Annotated in this window: 16 protein-coding genes and 1 pseudogene; 5 read left to right on the top strand and 12 right to left on the bottom strand. The window is 71.6% G+C overall.

The window, feature by feature from the left end; genetic code table 11:
* Positions 1–17: 17 nt before the first annotated feature.
* From WFI16_RS21785 to rpmH, 9 genes and pseudogenes are all read right to left on the bottom strand, one after another.
* On the bottom strand, positions 18–623 hold the full coding sequence (locus WFI16_RS21785; RefSeq protein ID WP_419899957.1) for a hypothetical protein: 606 nt from the start codon (positions 621–623) through the stop codon (positions 18–20).
* A gap of 8 nt (positions 624–631) precedes the next feature.
* Positions 632–1,759, bottom strand: coding sequence for a succinyl-diaminopimelate desuccinylase (dapE, locus tag WFI16_RS21780; protein ID WP_419899956.1), 1,128 nt, complete (start codon positions 1,757–1,759; stop codon positions 632–634).
* An 8-nt stretch (positions 1,760–1,767) separates the two neighbouring features.
* Positions 1,768–2,589, bottom strand: coding sequence for a 2,3,4,5-tetrahydropyridine-2,6-dicarboxylate N-succinyltransferase (gene dapD / locus WFI16_RS21775; protein ID WP_419900003.1), 822 nt, complete (start codon positions 2,587–2,589; stop codon positions 1,768–1,770).
* Positions 2,590–2,698: 109 nt separating this feature from the next.
* On the bottom strand, positions 2,699–3,583 hold the full coding sequence (gene argB / locus WFI16_RS21770) for an acetylglutamate kinase (RefSeq protein ID WP_076955733.1): 885 nt from the start codon (positions 3,581–3,583) through the stop codon (positions 2,699–2,701).
* A 99-nt stretch (positions 3,584–3,682) separates the two neighbouring features.
* A complete protein-coding gene (yihA, locus tag WFI16_RS21765) occupies positions 3,683–4,363 on the bottom strand; it encodes a ribosome biogenesis GTP-binding protein YihA/YsxC (RefSeq protein ID WP_419899955.1) in 681 nt (226 codons plus the stop codon).
* Positions 4,360–6,132, bottom strand: coding sequence for a membrane protein insertase YidC (gene yidC / locus WFI16_RS21760; protein WP_419899954.1), 1,773 nt, complete (start codon positions 6,130–6,132; stop codon positions 4,360–4,362). Before yidC ends, yihA begins: the two co-directional genes overlap by 4 nt.
* Positions 6,133–6,244: 112 nt before the next feature.
* Positions 6,245–6,493: pseudogene (gene yidD, locus WFI16_RS21755) on the bottom strand (membrane protein insertion efficiency factor YidD); the annotation flags it as partial.
* Between the two features lie 10 nt (positions 6,494–6,503).
* On the bottom strand, positions 6,504–6,920 hold the full coding sequence (rnpA, locus tag WFI16_RS21750) for a ribonuclease P protein component (protein ID WP_419899952.1): 417 nt from the start codon (positions 6,918–6,920) through the stop codon (positions 6,504–6,506).
* Between the two features lie 37 nt (positions 6,921–6,957).
* Entirely contained in the window at positions 6,958–7,092 is a 135-nt protein-coding gene (rpmH, locus tag WFI16_RS21745) for a 50S ribosomal protein L34 (protein WP_159348956.1), read from the bottom strand.
* Positions 7,093–7,485: 393 nt separating this feature from the next.
* Between rpmH and WFI16_RS21740 the strand changes: the two genes are divergently transcribed.
* From WFI16_RS21740 to WFI16_RS21725, 4 genes are all read left to right on the top strand, one after another.
* On the top strand, positions 7,486–8,931 hold the full coding sequence (locus tag WFI16_RS21740; RefSeq protein WP_419899951.1) for a dihydrolipoyl dehydrogenase family protein: 1,446 nt from the start codon (positions 7,486–7,488) through the stop codon (positions 8,929–8,931).
* Between the two features lie 29 nt (positions 8,932–8,960).
* Positions 8,961–9,752 carry a 3-hydroxybutyrate dehydrogenase gene (locus WFI16_RS21735; protein WP_419899950.1) on the top strand — a complete coding sequence of 264 codons (792 nt, stop codon included), beginning with the start codon at positions 8,961–8,963 and terminating at the stop codon, positions 9,750–9,752.
* Positions 9,753–9,870: 118 nt separating this feature from the next.
* Positions 9,871–10,056 (top strand): hypothetical protein, encoded by a 186-nt coding sequence (locus tag WFI16_RS21730; protein WP_419899949.1) that lies wholly within the window; start codon positions 9,871–9,873, stop codon positions 10,054–10,056.
* Entirely contained in the window at positions 10,053–10,823 is a 771-nt protein-coding gene (locus tag WFI16_RS21725) for a methyltransferase domain-containing protein (protein WP_419899948.1), read from the top strand. The genes WFI16_RS21730 and WFI16_RS21725 overlap by 4 nt, the downstream gene beginning before the upstream one ends.
* A 48-nt stretch (positions 10,824–10,871) precedes the next feature.
* Here WFI16_RS21725 and WFI16_RS21720 read toward each other — a convergent pair whose 3' ends face one another.
* Genes WFI16_RS21720 through WFI16_RS21710 form a run of 3 tightly spaced genes read right to left on the bottom strand, consistent with a single transcriptional unit; the run spans position 10,872 to position 13,801 of the window.
* Entirely contained in the window at positions 10,872–12,089 is a 1,218-nt protein-coding gene (locus WFI16_RS21720) for a class I SAM-dependent rRNA methyltransferase (protein WP_419899947.1), read from the bottom strand.
* 46 nt (positions 12,090–12,135) lie between these two features.
* A complete protein-coding gene (locus WFI16_RS21715) occupies positions 12,136–12,975 on the bottom strand; it encodes a DMT family transporter (protein WP_419900002.1) in 840 nt (279 codons plus the stop codon).
* Positions 12,976–13,012: 37 nt separating this feature from the next.
* Complete coding sequence (locus tag WFI16_RS21710; protein ID WP_419899946.1) at positions 13,013–13,801, bottom strand: aldolase; 789 nt, start codon at positions 13,799–13,801, stop codon at positions 13,013–13,015.
* An 89-nt stretch (positions 13,802–13,890) separates the two neighbouring features.
* Here WFI16_RS21710 and WFI16_RS21705 point away from each other — a divergent pair, with 89 nt between their 5' ends.
* Positions 13,891–15,135 (top strand): Zn-dependent hydrolase, encoded by a 1,245-nt coding sequence (locus WFI16_RS21705; RefSeq protein WP_419899945.1) that lies wholly within the window; start codon positions 13,891–13,893, stop codon positions 15,133–15,135.
* Positions 15,136–15,488 lie beyond the last annotated feature (353 nt).

Raw genomic sequence — 15,488 nt, 5'->3', positions numbered from 1 at the left:
GGCGCTGTGCGGTCGGCTCAGCCGATCGACAGCTGCGCCACCAGCCCGGCGAGGAACAGGCTGAGCGCCAGGTCGAGCAGCACCAGCCCGATCGCCTGGAAGCCGGCGACGCCCAGCGCCAGCTGCGCCGCATACCATTGCAGCCACAGCGCATAGGCGATGCCGGCCAGGCTCGCCGCCGGCTGCAGCGCGTCGGGCAGCAGCCAGCGCGACAGCAGGGTGAAAACCAGCAGGATGGCGTATTGGAGAAGGTTGACCCAGTTCCAGGTCGCCACCAGCCGCGGCCAGAGCGCGCCACGCCCCATCCGCTCGGCCATCGGCAGGGCCGCAAGCGCGAAGGCGACCCAGCCGATCACATAGCCGATCAGCTGCGCCAGGACGGAGCGCGGCGTGGCCAGGCTGCCGCCGATCGCCGCCGCCTCCGCCGCGGCGTCCCCGGAGACGCCGTCGAGCAGCAGCCGCATGACCAGGAAGATCGGCAGGCAGAGGGCGGCCGCCCAGAAGGAACGCCCCGCCCCCCCGGCGTCGGAGGGCATCCAGGCCAGGCCCTCGGCACGGCCGCGGGCCAGCAGCAGCGCGCCGCGCAGCCCGGCATAGATCTCGCCGACGGGCAGAGGCGGCATGCCGCCGGTCAGCCGGCGGTCAGACGGCGGATGACGCCGGCATAGAGGCGGGACAAGGCGCGCAGCTCCTCCACCGGGGTCGATTCATCAGCCTTGTGCATGGTGGTCCCCACGGCGCCGAGCTCGGCCACCGGGCAATAGCGGGTGATGAAACGGGCATCCGAGGTGCCGCCGCCAGTGTCGAGCTTCGGCGTCACCCCCGTCTCGGCCTCGGTGGCCGCGACCAGCGCATCGACGAAGGGGCCGGGCGAGGTCAGGAAGCTCTCGCCCGAGCAGACGGTGTCGAGATCGTAGCGCGCCTCTTCCGCATCCAGCGCGGCGCGCAGCCGGGCGATCAGCGAGGCCGAGGAATGCAGGTCGTTGAAGCGGATGTTCAGCTTCGCCCGCGCCGTGCCCGGGATCACGTTGGTCGCCGGATTGCCGACATCGACGCTGGTCACCTGCAGGGTCGAGGGCTCGAACCATTCGCTGCCCGCGTCGAGCGGCTGCGCGGTCAGCCGGTGCAGCACGCGCACCAGCCGGTGCACCGGGTTGTCGGCGCGCTGCGGATAGGCGGCATGGCCCTGCACCCCGTGCAGGGTGATGGCGGCGTTCAGGCTGCCGCGGCGGCCGATCTTGATGGTGTCGCCGAGGACGGCCTTGCTGGTCGGCTCGCCGACCACGCAGACATCGGGGAGCTGGCCGTTCTCGGCCATCCAGCCCAGAACCTTCACCGTGCCATCGACCGAGGGGCCTTCCTCATCGCCAGTGATCAGCAGCGACAGGCTGCCCGGCAGGTCGCGTGGCAGGCTGGCGATGGCGGCGATCCAGGCGGCGATGCCGCCCTTCATGTCGGTGGCCCCGCGCCCGATCACCAGCCCGCCGCGGATCTCGGCGCCGAAGGGATCGGCGGTCCAGCCGGCCCGGTCGCCGGGCGGCACCACGTCGGTATGCCCGGCGAAGCAGAGATGCGGCGAGCCCGTGCCGCGGCGGGCGAAGAGGTTCTCCACCTCCTCCCCCTCCGGGCCGAAGCGCAGCCGGGTGCAGGCGAAGCCCAGCGGCCGCAGCGCCGCCTCCAGGACCGAGAGCGCCCCGGCATCGGCCGGGGTGACGCTCGGGCAGCGGATCAGCGCCTGCAGCAGCGGCACGGGGTCCATGGCGGCGCTCAGTCCCGCAGCAGCTCGTTGATCGAGGTCTTGCTGCGGGTCTGCGCGTCCACCCGCTTGACGATGACGGCGCAGTAGAGGCTGGGGCCCGGGGTACCGTCCGGCAGCTTCTTGCCCGGCAGGCTGCCCGGCACCACGACGGCATAGGGCGGCACCTGGCCGATGAAGACCTCGCCGGTCGCGCGGTCAATGATCTTGGTCGAGGCGCCGAGGAACACGCCCATGGCCAGCACCGCGCCATCGCCGACGATGACGCCTTCCGCCACTTCCGAGCGGGCACCGATGAAGCAGTTGTCGCCGATCACCACCGGATTGGCCTGCAGCGGCTCCAGCACGCCGCCGATGCCGGCGCCGCCGGAGATGTGGCAGTTCTTGCCGATCTGCGCGCAGGAGCCGACCGTCGCCCAGGTGTCGATCATGGTGTTGGCGTCGACGCGGGCGCCCAGATTGACAAAGGAGGGCATCAGCACCACGCCCGGCGCGATATAGGCCGAGCGGCGCACCACGGCGCCCGGAACGGCGCGGAAGCCGGCTTCCTTGAAGCGGTTCTCACCCCAGCCGGCGAACTTCAGCGGCACCTTGTCGTAATAGCCGCCTTCCATGACGGCGCTGTCCTCCAGGCGGAAGGACAGCAGCACCGCCTGCTTCAGCCACTGGTTGACCTTCCAGCCGCCCTGCCCGTCCGGCTCGGCGACGCGCGCCTGGCCCGAATCGAGCAGCTCGAGGGCGGTCTCCACCGCCTCGCGGTCGGCGCCCTTGGTGGCGGCGGAAAGCTCGGCGCGGCGCTCCCAGAGAGCCTCGATGGTGGCGGCAAGCGTCATGGCAGAAACCCCGATCAGCACGAAATCCGTCGCGCCGGTATCGGGGTCGCCCAGACTGCTGTCAACGCCGTGCGGCACGGACCGGGCGCCATGCCCCCGGTCCCGCCGGTCAGGGCCGGATCAGCGTGCCGGCGCCGCCATCGGTGAAGAGCTCGATCAGCACCGCATGGGGGACGCGGCCATCGACGATGACGGCGCCCTTCACCCCCTGCTCGATGGCATAGATGCAGGTCTCGATCTTCGGGATCATGCCGCCCGAGATCCAGCCGGCGGCGATGCCGGCGCGCGCCTCGGCCACCGTCATCTCCGGGATCAGCTTCTTCTCGGCATCCAGCACGCCGGGCACATCGGTCAGCATCAGCAGCCGCGAGGCGTTCAGCGCACCGGCGATGGCGCCGGCCGCGGTATCGGCATTGATGTTGTAGGTCTGCCCGTCGGCGCCGACGCCGACCGGCGCCACGACCGGGACGATATCGGCGGCGATCAGCAGTTCCAGCACCTGCGGGTCGACATGCTCGGGCTCGCCGACGAAGCCGAGGTCGAGCACCTTCTCGATGTTGCTGTCGGGGTCGCGATAGGTGCGGGTCAGCTTGCGGGCGCGGATCAGCCCGCCATCCTTGCCGGAGATGCCGACCGAGATGGCGCCGGCCCGGGTGATGCAGTCGGCGACCTGCTTGTTGACGGTGCCCGAGAGGACCATCTCGACCACGTCGACCACGGCGGCATCGGTGACGCGCAGCCCGTTGACGAAGGTCGACTGCACGTTCAGCCGCTTGAGCATCGCGTTGATCTGCGGCCCGCCGCCATGCACCACGACGGGATTGACGCCCATCTGCTCGAGCAGCGCCATGTCGCGGCCGAAGCGGGCGGCGGCGGCCTCCTCGCCCATGGCGTGGCCGCCATACTTCACGACGATGATCTGGTCATCATATCGCTTCAGGAAGGGCAGCGCGCCGGCGAGAATTTCCATCTGGTTACGCGCGTCGTCGGTCATGACCCTGGTTCTCGTCCGGTCCCGTGTGGCGCATCGCCTTACGGGAAGCCGGGCGAAAGGGTCAAGGGGCGGGCCGATGACGGCCCGCCGCCCGCCGGTTCACGCACCCGGCGGCGAGGCCGGCTCGGCCAGGGCCGCCAGCTCGGCGCGGAGCTCGGCCATGCCGTCGCCGCTGCGGCTGCTGGTGGTGATCAGCAGCGGGTGGGCAGCGGTGTTCTTGCGGATCAGCGCCTGCACCTCTTCCTGGCGGCGCGCCAGGGGACCGGGCTTCACGTCGTCCGCCTTGGTCAGCACGATCTGGAAGATCACCGCGGCGTCGCTCAGCAGCTTCATCGCGGCCAGGTCGCTGGCCTTGGTCTCGATCCGCGCATCCATCAGCAGGACGACGCGGCGCAGGTTCGGCCGGCCGCGCAGGAAGTCGAACATCAACCCCTGCCAGTCCTCCTTCACGCTCTTGGCGGCCTGGGCGTAGCCGTAGCCGGGCATGTCGACCAGCGCCAGGCGACCGCCCAGGTTGAAGAAGTTCAGCTGCTTGGTGCGGCCCGGCGTGCTGGAGACGCGCGCCAGGGCGGTCTGCCCGGTCAGTGCATTGACCAGCGACGACTTGCCGACGTTGGAGCGGCCGCAGAAGGCCACCTCCGGCAGTTCGGAAGGCGGCAGCTGCTCCAGCTTCTGGGCGGCGTAGTAGAAGTCGCAGGGGCGGCAGAACAGCAGCCGCCCCTCCTCGATCAGCGCCGCGCGCTCGCCCTCGTCGCGCGCGTCGAGCAGGCCCCCGCTCATCCCTTGGCCTTCGCCGGCAGCTTGCCGGCCGCCTTCTCGCGCTTCCGGGCCTCACGCTCGTGGCGCATGATATAGGCCTGCTGGCCGATCGAGAGCAGGTTGTTCCAGGACCAGTAGATCACCAGGCCGGCCGGGAAGCTGGCCAGCATGAAGGTGAAGATGATCGGCATGAAGGTGAACAGCTTGGCCTGGATCGGGTCGGCCGGCGCCGGGTTCAGCTTCTGCTGGAAGAACATGGTCAGGCCCATGATCAGCGCCCAGACCGGCATGTGCAGCATCGCCGGCGGCTCCCAGGGGATCAGGCCGAAGAGGTTGAACAGGTTGGTCGGGTCGGGCGCCGACAGGTCGCGGATCCAGCCGAAGAACGGCGCGTGCCGCATCTCGATGGTGACGAACAGCACCTTGTAGAGCGCGAAGAACACCGGGATCTGGATCAGCATGGGCAGACAGCCCGAGGCCGGGTTGACCTTCTCCGTCCGGTACAGCGCCATCATCTCCGCCTGCGCCTTGGACGGATCGTCCTTATAGCGCTCGCGGATCTCGGTCATCTTCGGCGTCAGGACCTTCATCCGCGCCATCGACTTGTAGGCCTTGTTCGCCAGCGGGAAGAAGGCGAGCTTCAGCGCCACCGTGAACAGCAGGATGGCGATGCCGAAATTGCCGAGCAGCTTGAACAGGAAGTCGAGCGCGTAGAAGAACGGCTTGGTCAGGAAGTAGAACCAGCCGAAGTCGATCGCCTTGTCGAAGTCGGTGATGCCGAGGTTGTCGCGGTAGGCATCAAGCAGATGCACTTCCTTGGCGCCGGCGAACAGCCGGGTGGCCATCACGCCATTGCCGCCGGCGCCGACCGACTGCGGGGCCGGCGTGGTGAAGTCGACCTGCCAGCGGTCCTGGCCGCCCTCGGCGACATGGCGCCAGGCGGTCTTCAGCGGCTGCGCCGCATCGACCGGGCTGATCGCCGTCAGCCAGTACTTGTCGGTGAAGCCGGCCCAGCCGCCGCCGGTCTCCTGGGTCAGCGCGACGCCGGCGGCCTTGGCGGCCTCATCCTTGGCATGGCTGTAGGTCTGCTCGTTCAGGCGGCCGTTCAGCACGCCGACGAAGCCCTCATGCAGGATGTAGAAGCCGGCCACATGCGGCGTGCGCTCGCGGCGGACGCGGGTCCAGGGCAGCACCTGCACCGCCTCGGCGCCGTTGTTCACCACCTTCTGCTCGACCTGGAACATGTAGTTGCGGTCGAGGCTGACGAGGATCTGGAAGACCTGGCCCTGGCCGTTGTCCCAGGACAGCGTCACCGGGCTGTCCGGACCCAGCGGCCCGCCACTGGCGGTCCAGTCGGTCTCGCTGTCGGGGACACGGGTGCGGCCATCGGCCGAGGACCAGCCCCACTGCGCGAAATAGGGCTGCAGCTCCTCGCGCGGCGCGAACATGCGCACCTGCGGCGAATCAGCGGCCACTGTCTCGCGGTAGTCCTTCAGCACCAGGTCATCCAGCCGGGCGCCGCGCAGCAGCAGGCTGCCGGACAGGCGCGGGCTGTCGATCTGCAGGCGCTGCGGCGCCGGGCGGTTGGCCTGGGCGGCCACCGCCGCGTCGGTGCTGCCCGGATTGGCGGGGGTCACCGCCGCATTCGGCGCCGCCGGCGCGGCGGGCGCCTGTTGGCTGACCGCGGCCGGCGCCGGGGCCGGCGGGGTGGTCTCCCGCTTCCAAAGGTCGAAAGCCAGCAGGATGCCGATCGAAATCGCAATCGCGGCGAGGAGTCGCTTCTGGTCCATCGGATCCGTGCCGTCAGGCCTTGGTGTGGGCCACCGCACGAGGCGGCGGGCAAGGGGAGGACGCCGCAGCGGGCGCCTCGGAGGAATCATGCGGCGCCACCACGCCAGGCGTCGCGGCGGGCACGGGATCGTAGCCGCCGGGATGCCAGGGATGGCAGCGGAGGAGGCGCCGCGCGGTCAGCCAGGAACCCCGGGCCGCGCCATGCTCGTCCAGCGCCTCGATCGCATAGGCGCTGCAATGCGGGTAGAAGCGGCAATGGCTGCCGATCACCCCGCGCAGGGTCAGCTGATAGCCGCGCACCGCGCCTTTCAGCAACCAGGCGCCCGGATCGGAGCGGAAACCGCGCCGCAGCCGGTTCATCGCCCGGCCTTCATGTCCCGCTCGGGCCGTCGGCCGCCGCCGGGACAGGCGCCTCGGCCTCGGCCGGCGCGTCGCGCCGCGGCTTGCCGCCGGGCAGCACGCCCGCCTGCCGCAAGGCGCCCCGCAGATCGGCCTGCAGCAGGTCGAAGGGCCGGCCGGCGGTGCCTTCGCGGCCGACCAGGACCAGGTCCCAGCCTTCCGGCGCGCCCTGGCCCAGCAACAGCCGGGCCGCCTCGCGCAGGCGCCGCTTGGTGCGGTTGCGCACCACGGCATTGCCCAGCTTCTTGGTCGCGGTGAAGCCAACGCGCAGCGGCCCCGCCGTTCCCGGCAGGGCCTGCAACACCAGGCTCGGCCTTGCGGCGCGGCTACCCTTGCCGGCGACGCGAAGGAATTCGCGCCGCCGCTTCAGGCGAGGCGGCGAGGCCATGCAGCACGCGGTGCCGGAGACCGGACCCGGCCGGAGCTCAGGCGGAGAGCTTCTTGCGGCCCTTGGAGCGACGGTTGGCGATGACATTGCGGCCACCGACCGTCTCCATGCGGGCGCGGAAACCATGCCGGCGCTTCCGGACGAGCTTGGACGGCTGATAAGTACGCTTCACGACGCGCTACTCCGTAAGATCGAGATCGGGACCGCGTCGCTCCCGAACCAGGAATCGCCACGGCACAGGCCGGACTGCCTGCAAGCAGGTCCGGCGAAGGTGGCGACGTATAGGGAGCCGCCTCCCCCCCCGTCAACCGCAGACGGCATGGCGGCGGCCCAGGCCGGCCTGCATCCGGCTTTTCTGCCGCAAAACCCGTGGCAGCCTGGCGTTTCGCCCTTCCGGCCGCGCTCATGTCGCCCCATTTGTGCCGCGCCAGGTCCCTGCCCCCTGTCTTCCACCTCGCCCGAGGGCCGAAGGCGCCTCGAATCGCAGGACCGGCGGGGCGGCGCGCTGGCGCGGGGCGCTGGCCCGGGCATCCTGCCCTCCCGCGCGGAAGAGGAATGCGATCCGATGCCTGACCACGACCTGGCGATCATCGGGGCCGGCGCGGCCGGCCTCTCGGTGGCAGCCCAGGCCGCCGCGCTCGGCCTCAAGGTGGCGCTGTTCGAGCGCAAGGCCCCGGCCGATTCCTCTCCGCAGGGCGGCGCCATCGCGGTCGCCGCCCTGCTCGCCGCCGCGCAGCGGGCCGCCGCCCTGCGCGAGGCGGGGCGCTTCGGCCTCTCGACCGGCCCGGTCTCGGTCGACTGGGCGGCGCTGCAGGCGCATCTCCGCCGCGCCGTGGCCGAGGCCGCGCCGCCGGCTTCCGCCGCCGCGCTGCAGCGGCAGGGTGTCACGCTGATCGAGGCCTCGGCGCATTTCACCGGCCCCGACAGGCTGGAGGCGGCCGGCCGCGTGCACAGCTTCCGCCGCGCCGTCATCGCCGCCGGCACCGCCCCCGTGCTGCCGGACCTGCCCGGCATGGTCGGCCTGCCCTGGCTGACCGAGGAATCCCTGCTCAGCCTCGAGGCGCCGCCGTCGCATCTGCTGGTGCTCGGCGGCACGGCGCGCGGCGTCGAGCTGGCGCAGGCCTTCGCCCGGCTCGGCTGCCGCGTCACCCTGATCGTGCCCAGCCCCAACCTGCTGGAGTCGGAGGAGCCCGAGCTGCGCCAGCCGCTGCGCGCGGCGCTGCGGGCCGATGGCGTCGAGATCCTGGAGAACAGCCCGGTCGTGGCGCTGGCGGCGGCCGAGACCGGCCTCGCCGCGGTGGTGCAGGGCGGCGCGCGCATCGCCGGCTCGCATTTGCTCTTCGCCCTCGGCCAGGCGCCGCGGCTGGCGCCGCTCGACCTCGCCGCCGCCGGCATCCGCGCCACGCCGCGCGGCATCGCCACCGGCGCCGATCTGCGCAGCACGAGCAACCGCCGCATCTGGGCCGCCGGCGACATCGCCGATCCCGACGGGGTGCGCCCCGGCCAGGCCAGCGCCGCCCATGCCGCGGTGATCGCCCGCAGCCTGCTGTTCCGCCTGCCGGCCCGGCTGGACGGCCGCGCCAGCCCGCGCCTCATCGGCACCACCCCGGCCCTGGCGCAGATCGGCCTGACCGAGGCCGAGGCGCGCGCCGCCGGCCATCAGCCCCGCATCCTGCGCCAGGCCTTCGCCGGCAACGACCAGGCCATCGCCGAGGGCGCCACCGATGGCCTGGTGCGGCTGGTGGTGGATGCGCGCGGCAGCCTGCTCGGCGCCGGCATCCTCGGCCAGGGCGCGGCGGAGCTCGCCCCGCTGCTCAGCCTGATGATCGGCCGTGATCTGCCGCTCGACGCGCTGGCCGGGCTCGCCCTGCCCGGGCCGTACCGCGCCGAGGCGGCGGTGCGCGCAGCCCAGTCCAGCGCCGGATCGAGCTATCCAGCCACGCCCTTCGGGGGGAAGCTGTCCGCCGCCTCGGCCAGGACGCTCGCCGGCTGGCTGCGCCACCTGCCCTGACCGACCACCCTCAGCGAGGAAGACTGCGCATGGAACAGAGTCTGAAGGGCCGCACCGCCCTGGTCACCGGCTCCACCAGCGGCATCGGGCTCGGCATCGCCCGGCTGCTGGCCGCCGCCGGCGCGAAGGTGATGCTGAACGGCTTCGGCTCGCCCGAGGAGATCGCCGCCGCCCGCCGGTCCGTCGCCGAGATGGGCGGCGCCGAGCCGCCGCATTCCGCCGCCGACCTCTCCGACCCGGCCCAGGTGCGCGCCATGGTCGCCGAGGCCGAGGCCGCGCTCGGCCAGGTCGACATCCTGGTGAACAATGCCGGCATCCAGTTCACCAGCCGGGTGGAGGATTTCCCCGACGCCAAGTGGGATGCCATCATCGCCATCAACCTCTCCTCCAACTTCCACGCCAGCAAGGCGGTGCTGCCGGGCATGCAGGCGCGCAACTGGGGCCGCATCATCAACATCGCCTCGGCGCATGGCCTGGTCGCCTCGCCGGAGAAGGTGGCCTATGTCGCCGCCAAGCATGGGGTGGTCGGCATGACCAAGGTGATCGCCCTCGAGATCGCGCAGACTGCTGTCACCTGCAACGCCATCTGCCCGGGCTTCGTCCGCACCCCGCTGGCCGAGAAGCAGGTCGCGGCGCTCGCCGAGAAGCATGGCGTCAGCGAGGAGGTGGCGCTGAAGGACTTCCTGCTGGCCAAGCAGCCGAGCAAGCGCTGGGTCGAGGTCGACGAGGTCGCGCAGATGGCACTCTATCTCTGCGGCCCCGGCAGCGGCGGCGTGAACGGCTCGGCGCTGTCGATCGACGGCGGCTGGGTCGCCGCCTGAGCGTGCCTTGATACCCGGGGCGCGGCGTCGCCCCTGCTCCACCGCCGCGGCCCTCCGCGGCGGCGCCATCCAGCCGGGCCGGCTGCCCCTGGCCCGGGCCGCAAGAGGGAGATGGATCATGCCTCTGCTCGACGTCCTGCGCCTGGTGGGCGCCGGCATCCTGGCCGTGATGGGCCTGCTGCTGGCGCGCGACGACATCACCCTGGTCACCACCCAGGAACTCGGCTTCGGCCTCTTCCTGGTCGGGGTCGGCTACGGGCTGCTGCTGGTGAAGCGGTATTTCGACCGGACCCTGCCGCGATGAGCGGCAATCCGAGCTGGAACCCCGAGCAGTATCTGCGCTTCGCCGATGAACGGCTGCGCCCGGCCATCGACCTGATCGCCCGCATCGAGCATCCGGGCCCCGCCCGCGTCGTCGATCTCGGCTGCGGCGCCGGCAATGCCCTGCCGCTGCTCGCCGCCCGCTTCCCCGGCGCCGAGATCCGCGGCGTCGACGGCTCGGCCGCCATGCTGGCCAAGGCCGCGGCCGGCGGCTTCCCGACCGAGCAGGCCGATATCGCCACCTGGTCCCCGGCCGCGCCGGTCGATGTCCTCTTCACCAATGCCGCGCTGCACTGGCTGCCCGACCATGCGGCGCTGTTCCCGCGGCTGCTCGACGCCGTGGCGCCCGGCGGCACGCTGGCGGTGCAGATGCCGGCGATGCATGCCGCGCCGCTGCGCGCCCTGCAGGACGCGCTCGCCGCCAGCACAGCCTGGGCGGACCGGCTGGGCGGCATCCGCTCGGCGCCGCCGATCCTGGAGATGGGCGGCTATTACGACCTGCTGCGGCCGCGCGTCAGCCGGCTGGAGCTCTGGTACACCGACTACGTCCACCAGCTGACCGGGCCGGACCCGGTCGTGCAATGGGCCATGGGCACCAGCCTGCGGCCCTATCTCGACGCGCTGCCGGCAGCGGCGCGGCCGGATTTCCTCCAGGACTATGCCGAGGCGCTGCGGCCGCATTACCCGGCGCAGGCGGATGGCACCGTGCTGCTGCCCTTCCGGCGGCTGTTCATCCTGGCCGCCAAGTAAGCAAGGTCGGGGGAAGGTATTCCCCCGAATCCCCCTTCTATTCCTGTCTTATTCAGGGAGGTGGAACAGCAGCCCCTTCAGATAGGCGCTCTCGGGCAGCAGCGGATGCACCGGATGGTCGGGGCCGGCGCCGGTCGTCGCCAGCAGGCGCGCGGGACGCCGCGTCCGGCTGATCCCATGCGCCACCGCATCGGTGAAATCGCCCGGCGAGACGTGATGCGAGCAGGAGGCGATGAACAGGATGCCGCCCGGCGCCACCAGCCCGGCCGCCATCCGCGCCAGCCGCGCATAGGCCTTCATCGCCACCGGCTGGTCCTTGCGCGCCTTGGCGAAGGCCGGCGGGTCGGCGACCACCACCTCGAAGCGCTGCCCCTCGCCCAGCATCCGCTCCAGCGTCTCCATCGCCTCGCCCTTCACCGCCGAGACCCGGTCGCCGAAGCCATGCCGCTGCGCCGTGTCCATGGCCAGGGCCAGGGCGTGCTCGCTGCGGTCCAGCAGCGTCACCTGGGCCGCGCCCGCCGCCGCCGCCAGCAGCCCGAAGCCGCCGGTGTGGCAGAAGGCGTCCAGCACCGTGGCGCCGCGGCTCAGCGCCGCCACCCGCAGCCGGTTGTCGCGCTGGTCGAAGAACCAGCCGGTCTTCTGGCCGGACAGCAGGTCGATGGAGAAGTCCAGCCCGCCTTCCTTCACCCGCGCCGTGGCGTCCTCGCCCAGCAGCAGGCGGCTTTCCGTGGCCAGGCCTTCCAGCTTGCGGGTGCCGGCATCGTTGCGGGCGACGATGGCGCGCGGTCCGATCAGGTCGCGCAGCGCCGCCACCAGCAGCGGCGTCGCCAGCTCCATCCCCGCGCTGTTCGCCTGCAGCGCCAGCACGTCGTCATAGCGGTCGATCACCAGCCCGGGCAGCCGGTCGGCCTCGGCATGCACCAGCCGGTAGTAGGGCGCGCCAACCAGCCGGTCGCGCAGCGCCAGGCAGTCGGCCAGGCGGCCGCGGAAGAAGCGCTTGTCCAGCACGACACCCGGATGCGGGGACAGGAAGCGTGCGGCGATCAGGCTGTGCGGGTTGAACAGCCAGGTGCCGTATTTGGCGCCGTCATCGCCCTCCAGCCGGATCGGCGTACCGGCCGGCAGGGCGCGCGCCGCCGGCGTCATGGCGATCTCGTTGGAATAGGCCCAGGGGTGTCCCCCCTTCACCCGGCGGTCCCGCCCGGACAGCAGGCGCAGCAGCGGGCGATCGGGAGCATGGTCCAGGGCGTCGGGGCTGTCGGTCATGCGGCGGGGCTTAGGCGCTTCCCGCGGCCATTGCCAGCGCCGCGCATCAGCCGCGCAGCGCCAGCACCACCCCGGCCAGGGTCAGCGCCAGCGCCAGCCCCTGCCGCCAGCCGAGCGGCTCGCCCAGCAGGCCGGCGCTGGCCAGCATGCCGACCATCGGGGTCAGCAGCGTGCCCATCGCCGCGGTGCCGGCCGGCAGCCGCCGCAGCGCCGCGAACCAGGTCAGGTAGCAGAGCGACAGCGGCACGGCCCCCATATAGACCACGCCGCTCCAGCTCAGCGCGCTGACCTGGCCCCAGTCGGGCCGCTCCAGCAGCGCGGCGCCGGCCAGGATCGGCAGGCTGCCGAGACCCACCTGCCAGACCACCGAGGTCAGCGGGTGCAGCACCAGCGGCCGCCGCTTGCTCAGCACCGCGCCCAGCGCGAAGCAGCACGCCGCCGCCAGCACCAGCAGCACGCCCGGCAGTTTCTCCAGTCCGGCCGAAAGCGACTGGCCGCTCATCAGTACCGCGACCCCGCCCATGCCCATGCCGAGCGCCGCCAGCCGGGCCAGCGTCGGCCGCTCCTCCAGCACCGGCCAGGCCAGCAGCGCCGCCCAGACCGGCATGGTATAGGCGACCAGCGCGCCCTCCCCGGCCGAGAGGATGCGCAGGCCGAGCGTCGAGAAGCCCATCCAGGCGGCATAGTTCAGCAGGGCGGCGACCAGCAGGCCCGGCCATTCGCTGCGCGGCACCGACAGCGGCCGGCGCAGCGCCACCACCACCAGCGCCAGGCCCAGCGTCGCGATCACCCCGCCCAGGCCGCGCGCGGTCAGCGCCGGCAGTTCCTGCATCACCGTCTTCAGCACCGGCCAGGTCATGCCCCAGCCGATCGCCGTGAAGGCCAGGCAGGCGAAGCCGATGCGACGGCCCGCCGCGGCGGTCTCAGTCGAGATAGTCGGGCTCCTCGCGGGCCAGGATGCGCTTGACGCTCTCCAGGTGCAGGCGGGCGCTTTCGCTGTCGCCGGCGCGCATCTGGTCGTAGGTGCGCTGCGCCAGCTCGGCCGGCACCGGCTTCAGCGGCCGGTTGGTGGCCAGCGCCAGGCGCTGCACCTCGCAGGCGCGCTCCAGGTAGTAGAGGTCGTCCCAGGCCTCGGCGATGGTCGGCCCGACCACCATGACGCCATGGTTCTTCATGAAGACGATATCGGCATCGCCCATCGAGGCGGCGATGCGGTCGCCCTCGGCCTCGTCCAACGCCAGGCCGTTGTAATCCTCGTCGACCACGGTGCGGCCGTAGAACTTCAGCGCGGTCTGCCCGGCCCAGACCAGCGGCGGCCCCTCCAGCATGGACAGCGCGGTCGCGTTCGGCATGTGGGTGTGGAAGGCGGCGCGGGCGCGCGGGTTCTTCATGTGCAGCCGGCCGTGGATATAGAAGGCAGTGGCCTCCGGCTCGCCCTCGCCGGCCACCACATTGCCGTGGAAGTCGCAGACCAGCAGGCGGGAGGCGGTCACCTCGGCGAAGGCCCAGCCATAGGGGTTGACCAGGAACAGGTCGTCGCGCCCCGGCACCATGGCGGAGAGGTGGTTGCAGATGCCCTCGTGCAGGCCGAGCCGCGCCGCCATGCGGAAGCAGGCGGCGAGGTCGATGCGCGCCTGCCGCACCGCATCGGCATCCAGGTCGGAATTGCGCAGGATGGCGGCGGCGCGCGGCGTGCCGAGGGCATGGGCCATGACGAGGTCTCCCGGGGAACAGGCGAGGCAGGCTTGCAGAGCCACGCCCGGGCGGCAAGATGCTCGACCGAACTCGCAAGGGAATTCCGATGTCCGGCACCAATCAGCGGATCGATGCGCAGCGCCTCTGGGACAGCCTGATGGCCATGGCCGAGATCGGCGCCACGCCCAAGGGCGGCGTGAAGCGGCTGACCCTGACCGAGGTCGACAAGGCCGGCCGCGATCGCTTCGCCGCCTGGTGCGCTGCGGTCGGTCTGACCGTCCGGGTCGACGCCATCGGCAACATGTTCGCCCGGCGCGAGGGCCGCGATCCCGCCCGCAAGCCGGTGCTGCTGGGCAGCCACCTGGACAGCCAGCCCTCGGGCGGCAAGTTCGACGGCGCGCTCGGCGTCATCGCCGGGCTCGAGGTGATGCGCACCCTGCACGACCTGAACATCCAGACCGAGGCGCCGATCGAGCTGGTCAACTGGACCGATGAGGAAGGCAGCCGCTTCGGCCATTCGCTGATGGGCAGCGGCGCCTGGGCCGGCATCTACACGCTGGAGAAGGTCTACGGGCTGCAGGATGTCGACGGCGTCAGTGTCGGCGATGCGCTGGAGGCGATCGGCTACAAGGGCGAGCACCCGGCGCGCCCCTTCCCGGCCGATGCCTATTTCGAGCTGCATATCGAGCAGGGCCCGATCCTGGAGCGCGAGGGCAAGCAGATCGGCATCGTCACCGGCGCCCAGGCCCAGGTCTGGTACGATGCGGTGATCACCGGCCAGGACGCCCATGCCGGCACCACGCCGCCCTCCGCCCGGCGCGACGCCCTGCTGGCGGCGGCGCGGGTGATCGAGCGGGTCGATGCGCTGATGCGGCAGCGCGGCGAGGATGGCCGCGGCACGGTCGGCCAGCTGCATGTGCTGCCCAACAGCCGCAACGTCATCCCCGGCGAGGTGCGCTTCTCCATCGAGTTCCGCCATCCCGACGACGCGGTGATCGAGCACCTGGCCGGCAGCTTCCCCGACGAGGCGGCCGCGCTGGTCGCTGCCAATGGCTGCGCGCTGGAATTGAAGGAATTGTTCCGCATCCCGATGCAGCCCTTCGATGCCAGCTGCGTCGATCTGGTGCGGCAGGGTGCCGCCCGGCTGGGCTATGCGGCGCGGGAGATCGTCTCCGGCGCCGGGCATGACGCGGTCTATGTGGCGCGCAGCGTGCCGACGGCGATGATCTTCACCCCCTGCAAGGACGGGCTGTCGCACAACGAGGCCGAGAGCATCCTGCCGGAGGAGGCCGCCGCGGGCTGCCAGGTGCTGTTCGACGCCGTGCTGGCGCGCGCGAATCGCCCACTCTGACACGCGCCCGCAACCGGTAATTGCGGATCCATCGGCCCCGGATCCGCAATCAACCAGAGGGTGTATTTTTTTCCGTAATGCCCCTTGTGCCGGGCCTATTGAGAAGGCGGAACGGTATCCTGACTTGATCCTGTTTTTAATGGTTTATTAGATTTTTCTTTTGTGGCGGCAGAAGACTTTCACCGGTCTTCCCCTGCAATCGCTTGTCAAACCTGGCGAAGAATTGACAGAATAGAGACACGCTGCGGTCTGCCGCAACGGCACCGCCCAAGCTCCGGCTGGCCAGGGTGCGTTTCGTCTGGCCGGCGCCCGGGCCCCCTCCCGCGTCCTGCCCCTTCTTGCCGGGCTCGGCT

It is taken from the genome of Roseomonas sp. USHLN139, assembly GCF_037145735.1.
Lineage (GTDB): Bacteria > Pseudomonadota > Alphaproteobacteria > Acetobacterales > Acetobacteraceae > Pseudoroseomonas.
The sequence above is the reverse complement of the archived record's forward strand: the minus strand, read 5'-3'. Positions and strand labels throughout refer to the sequence as shown.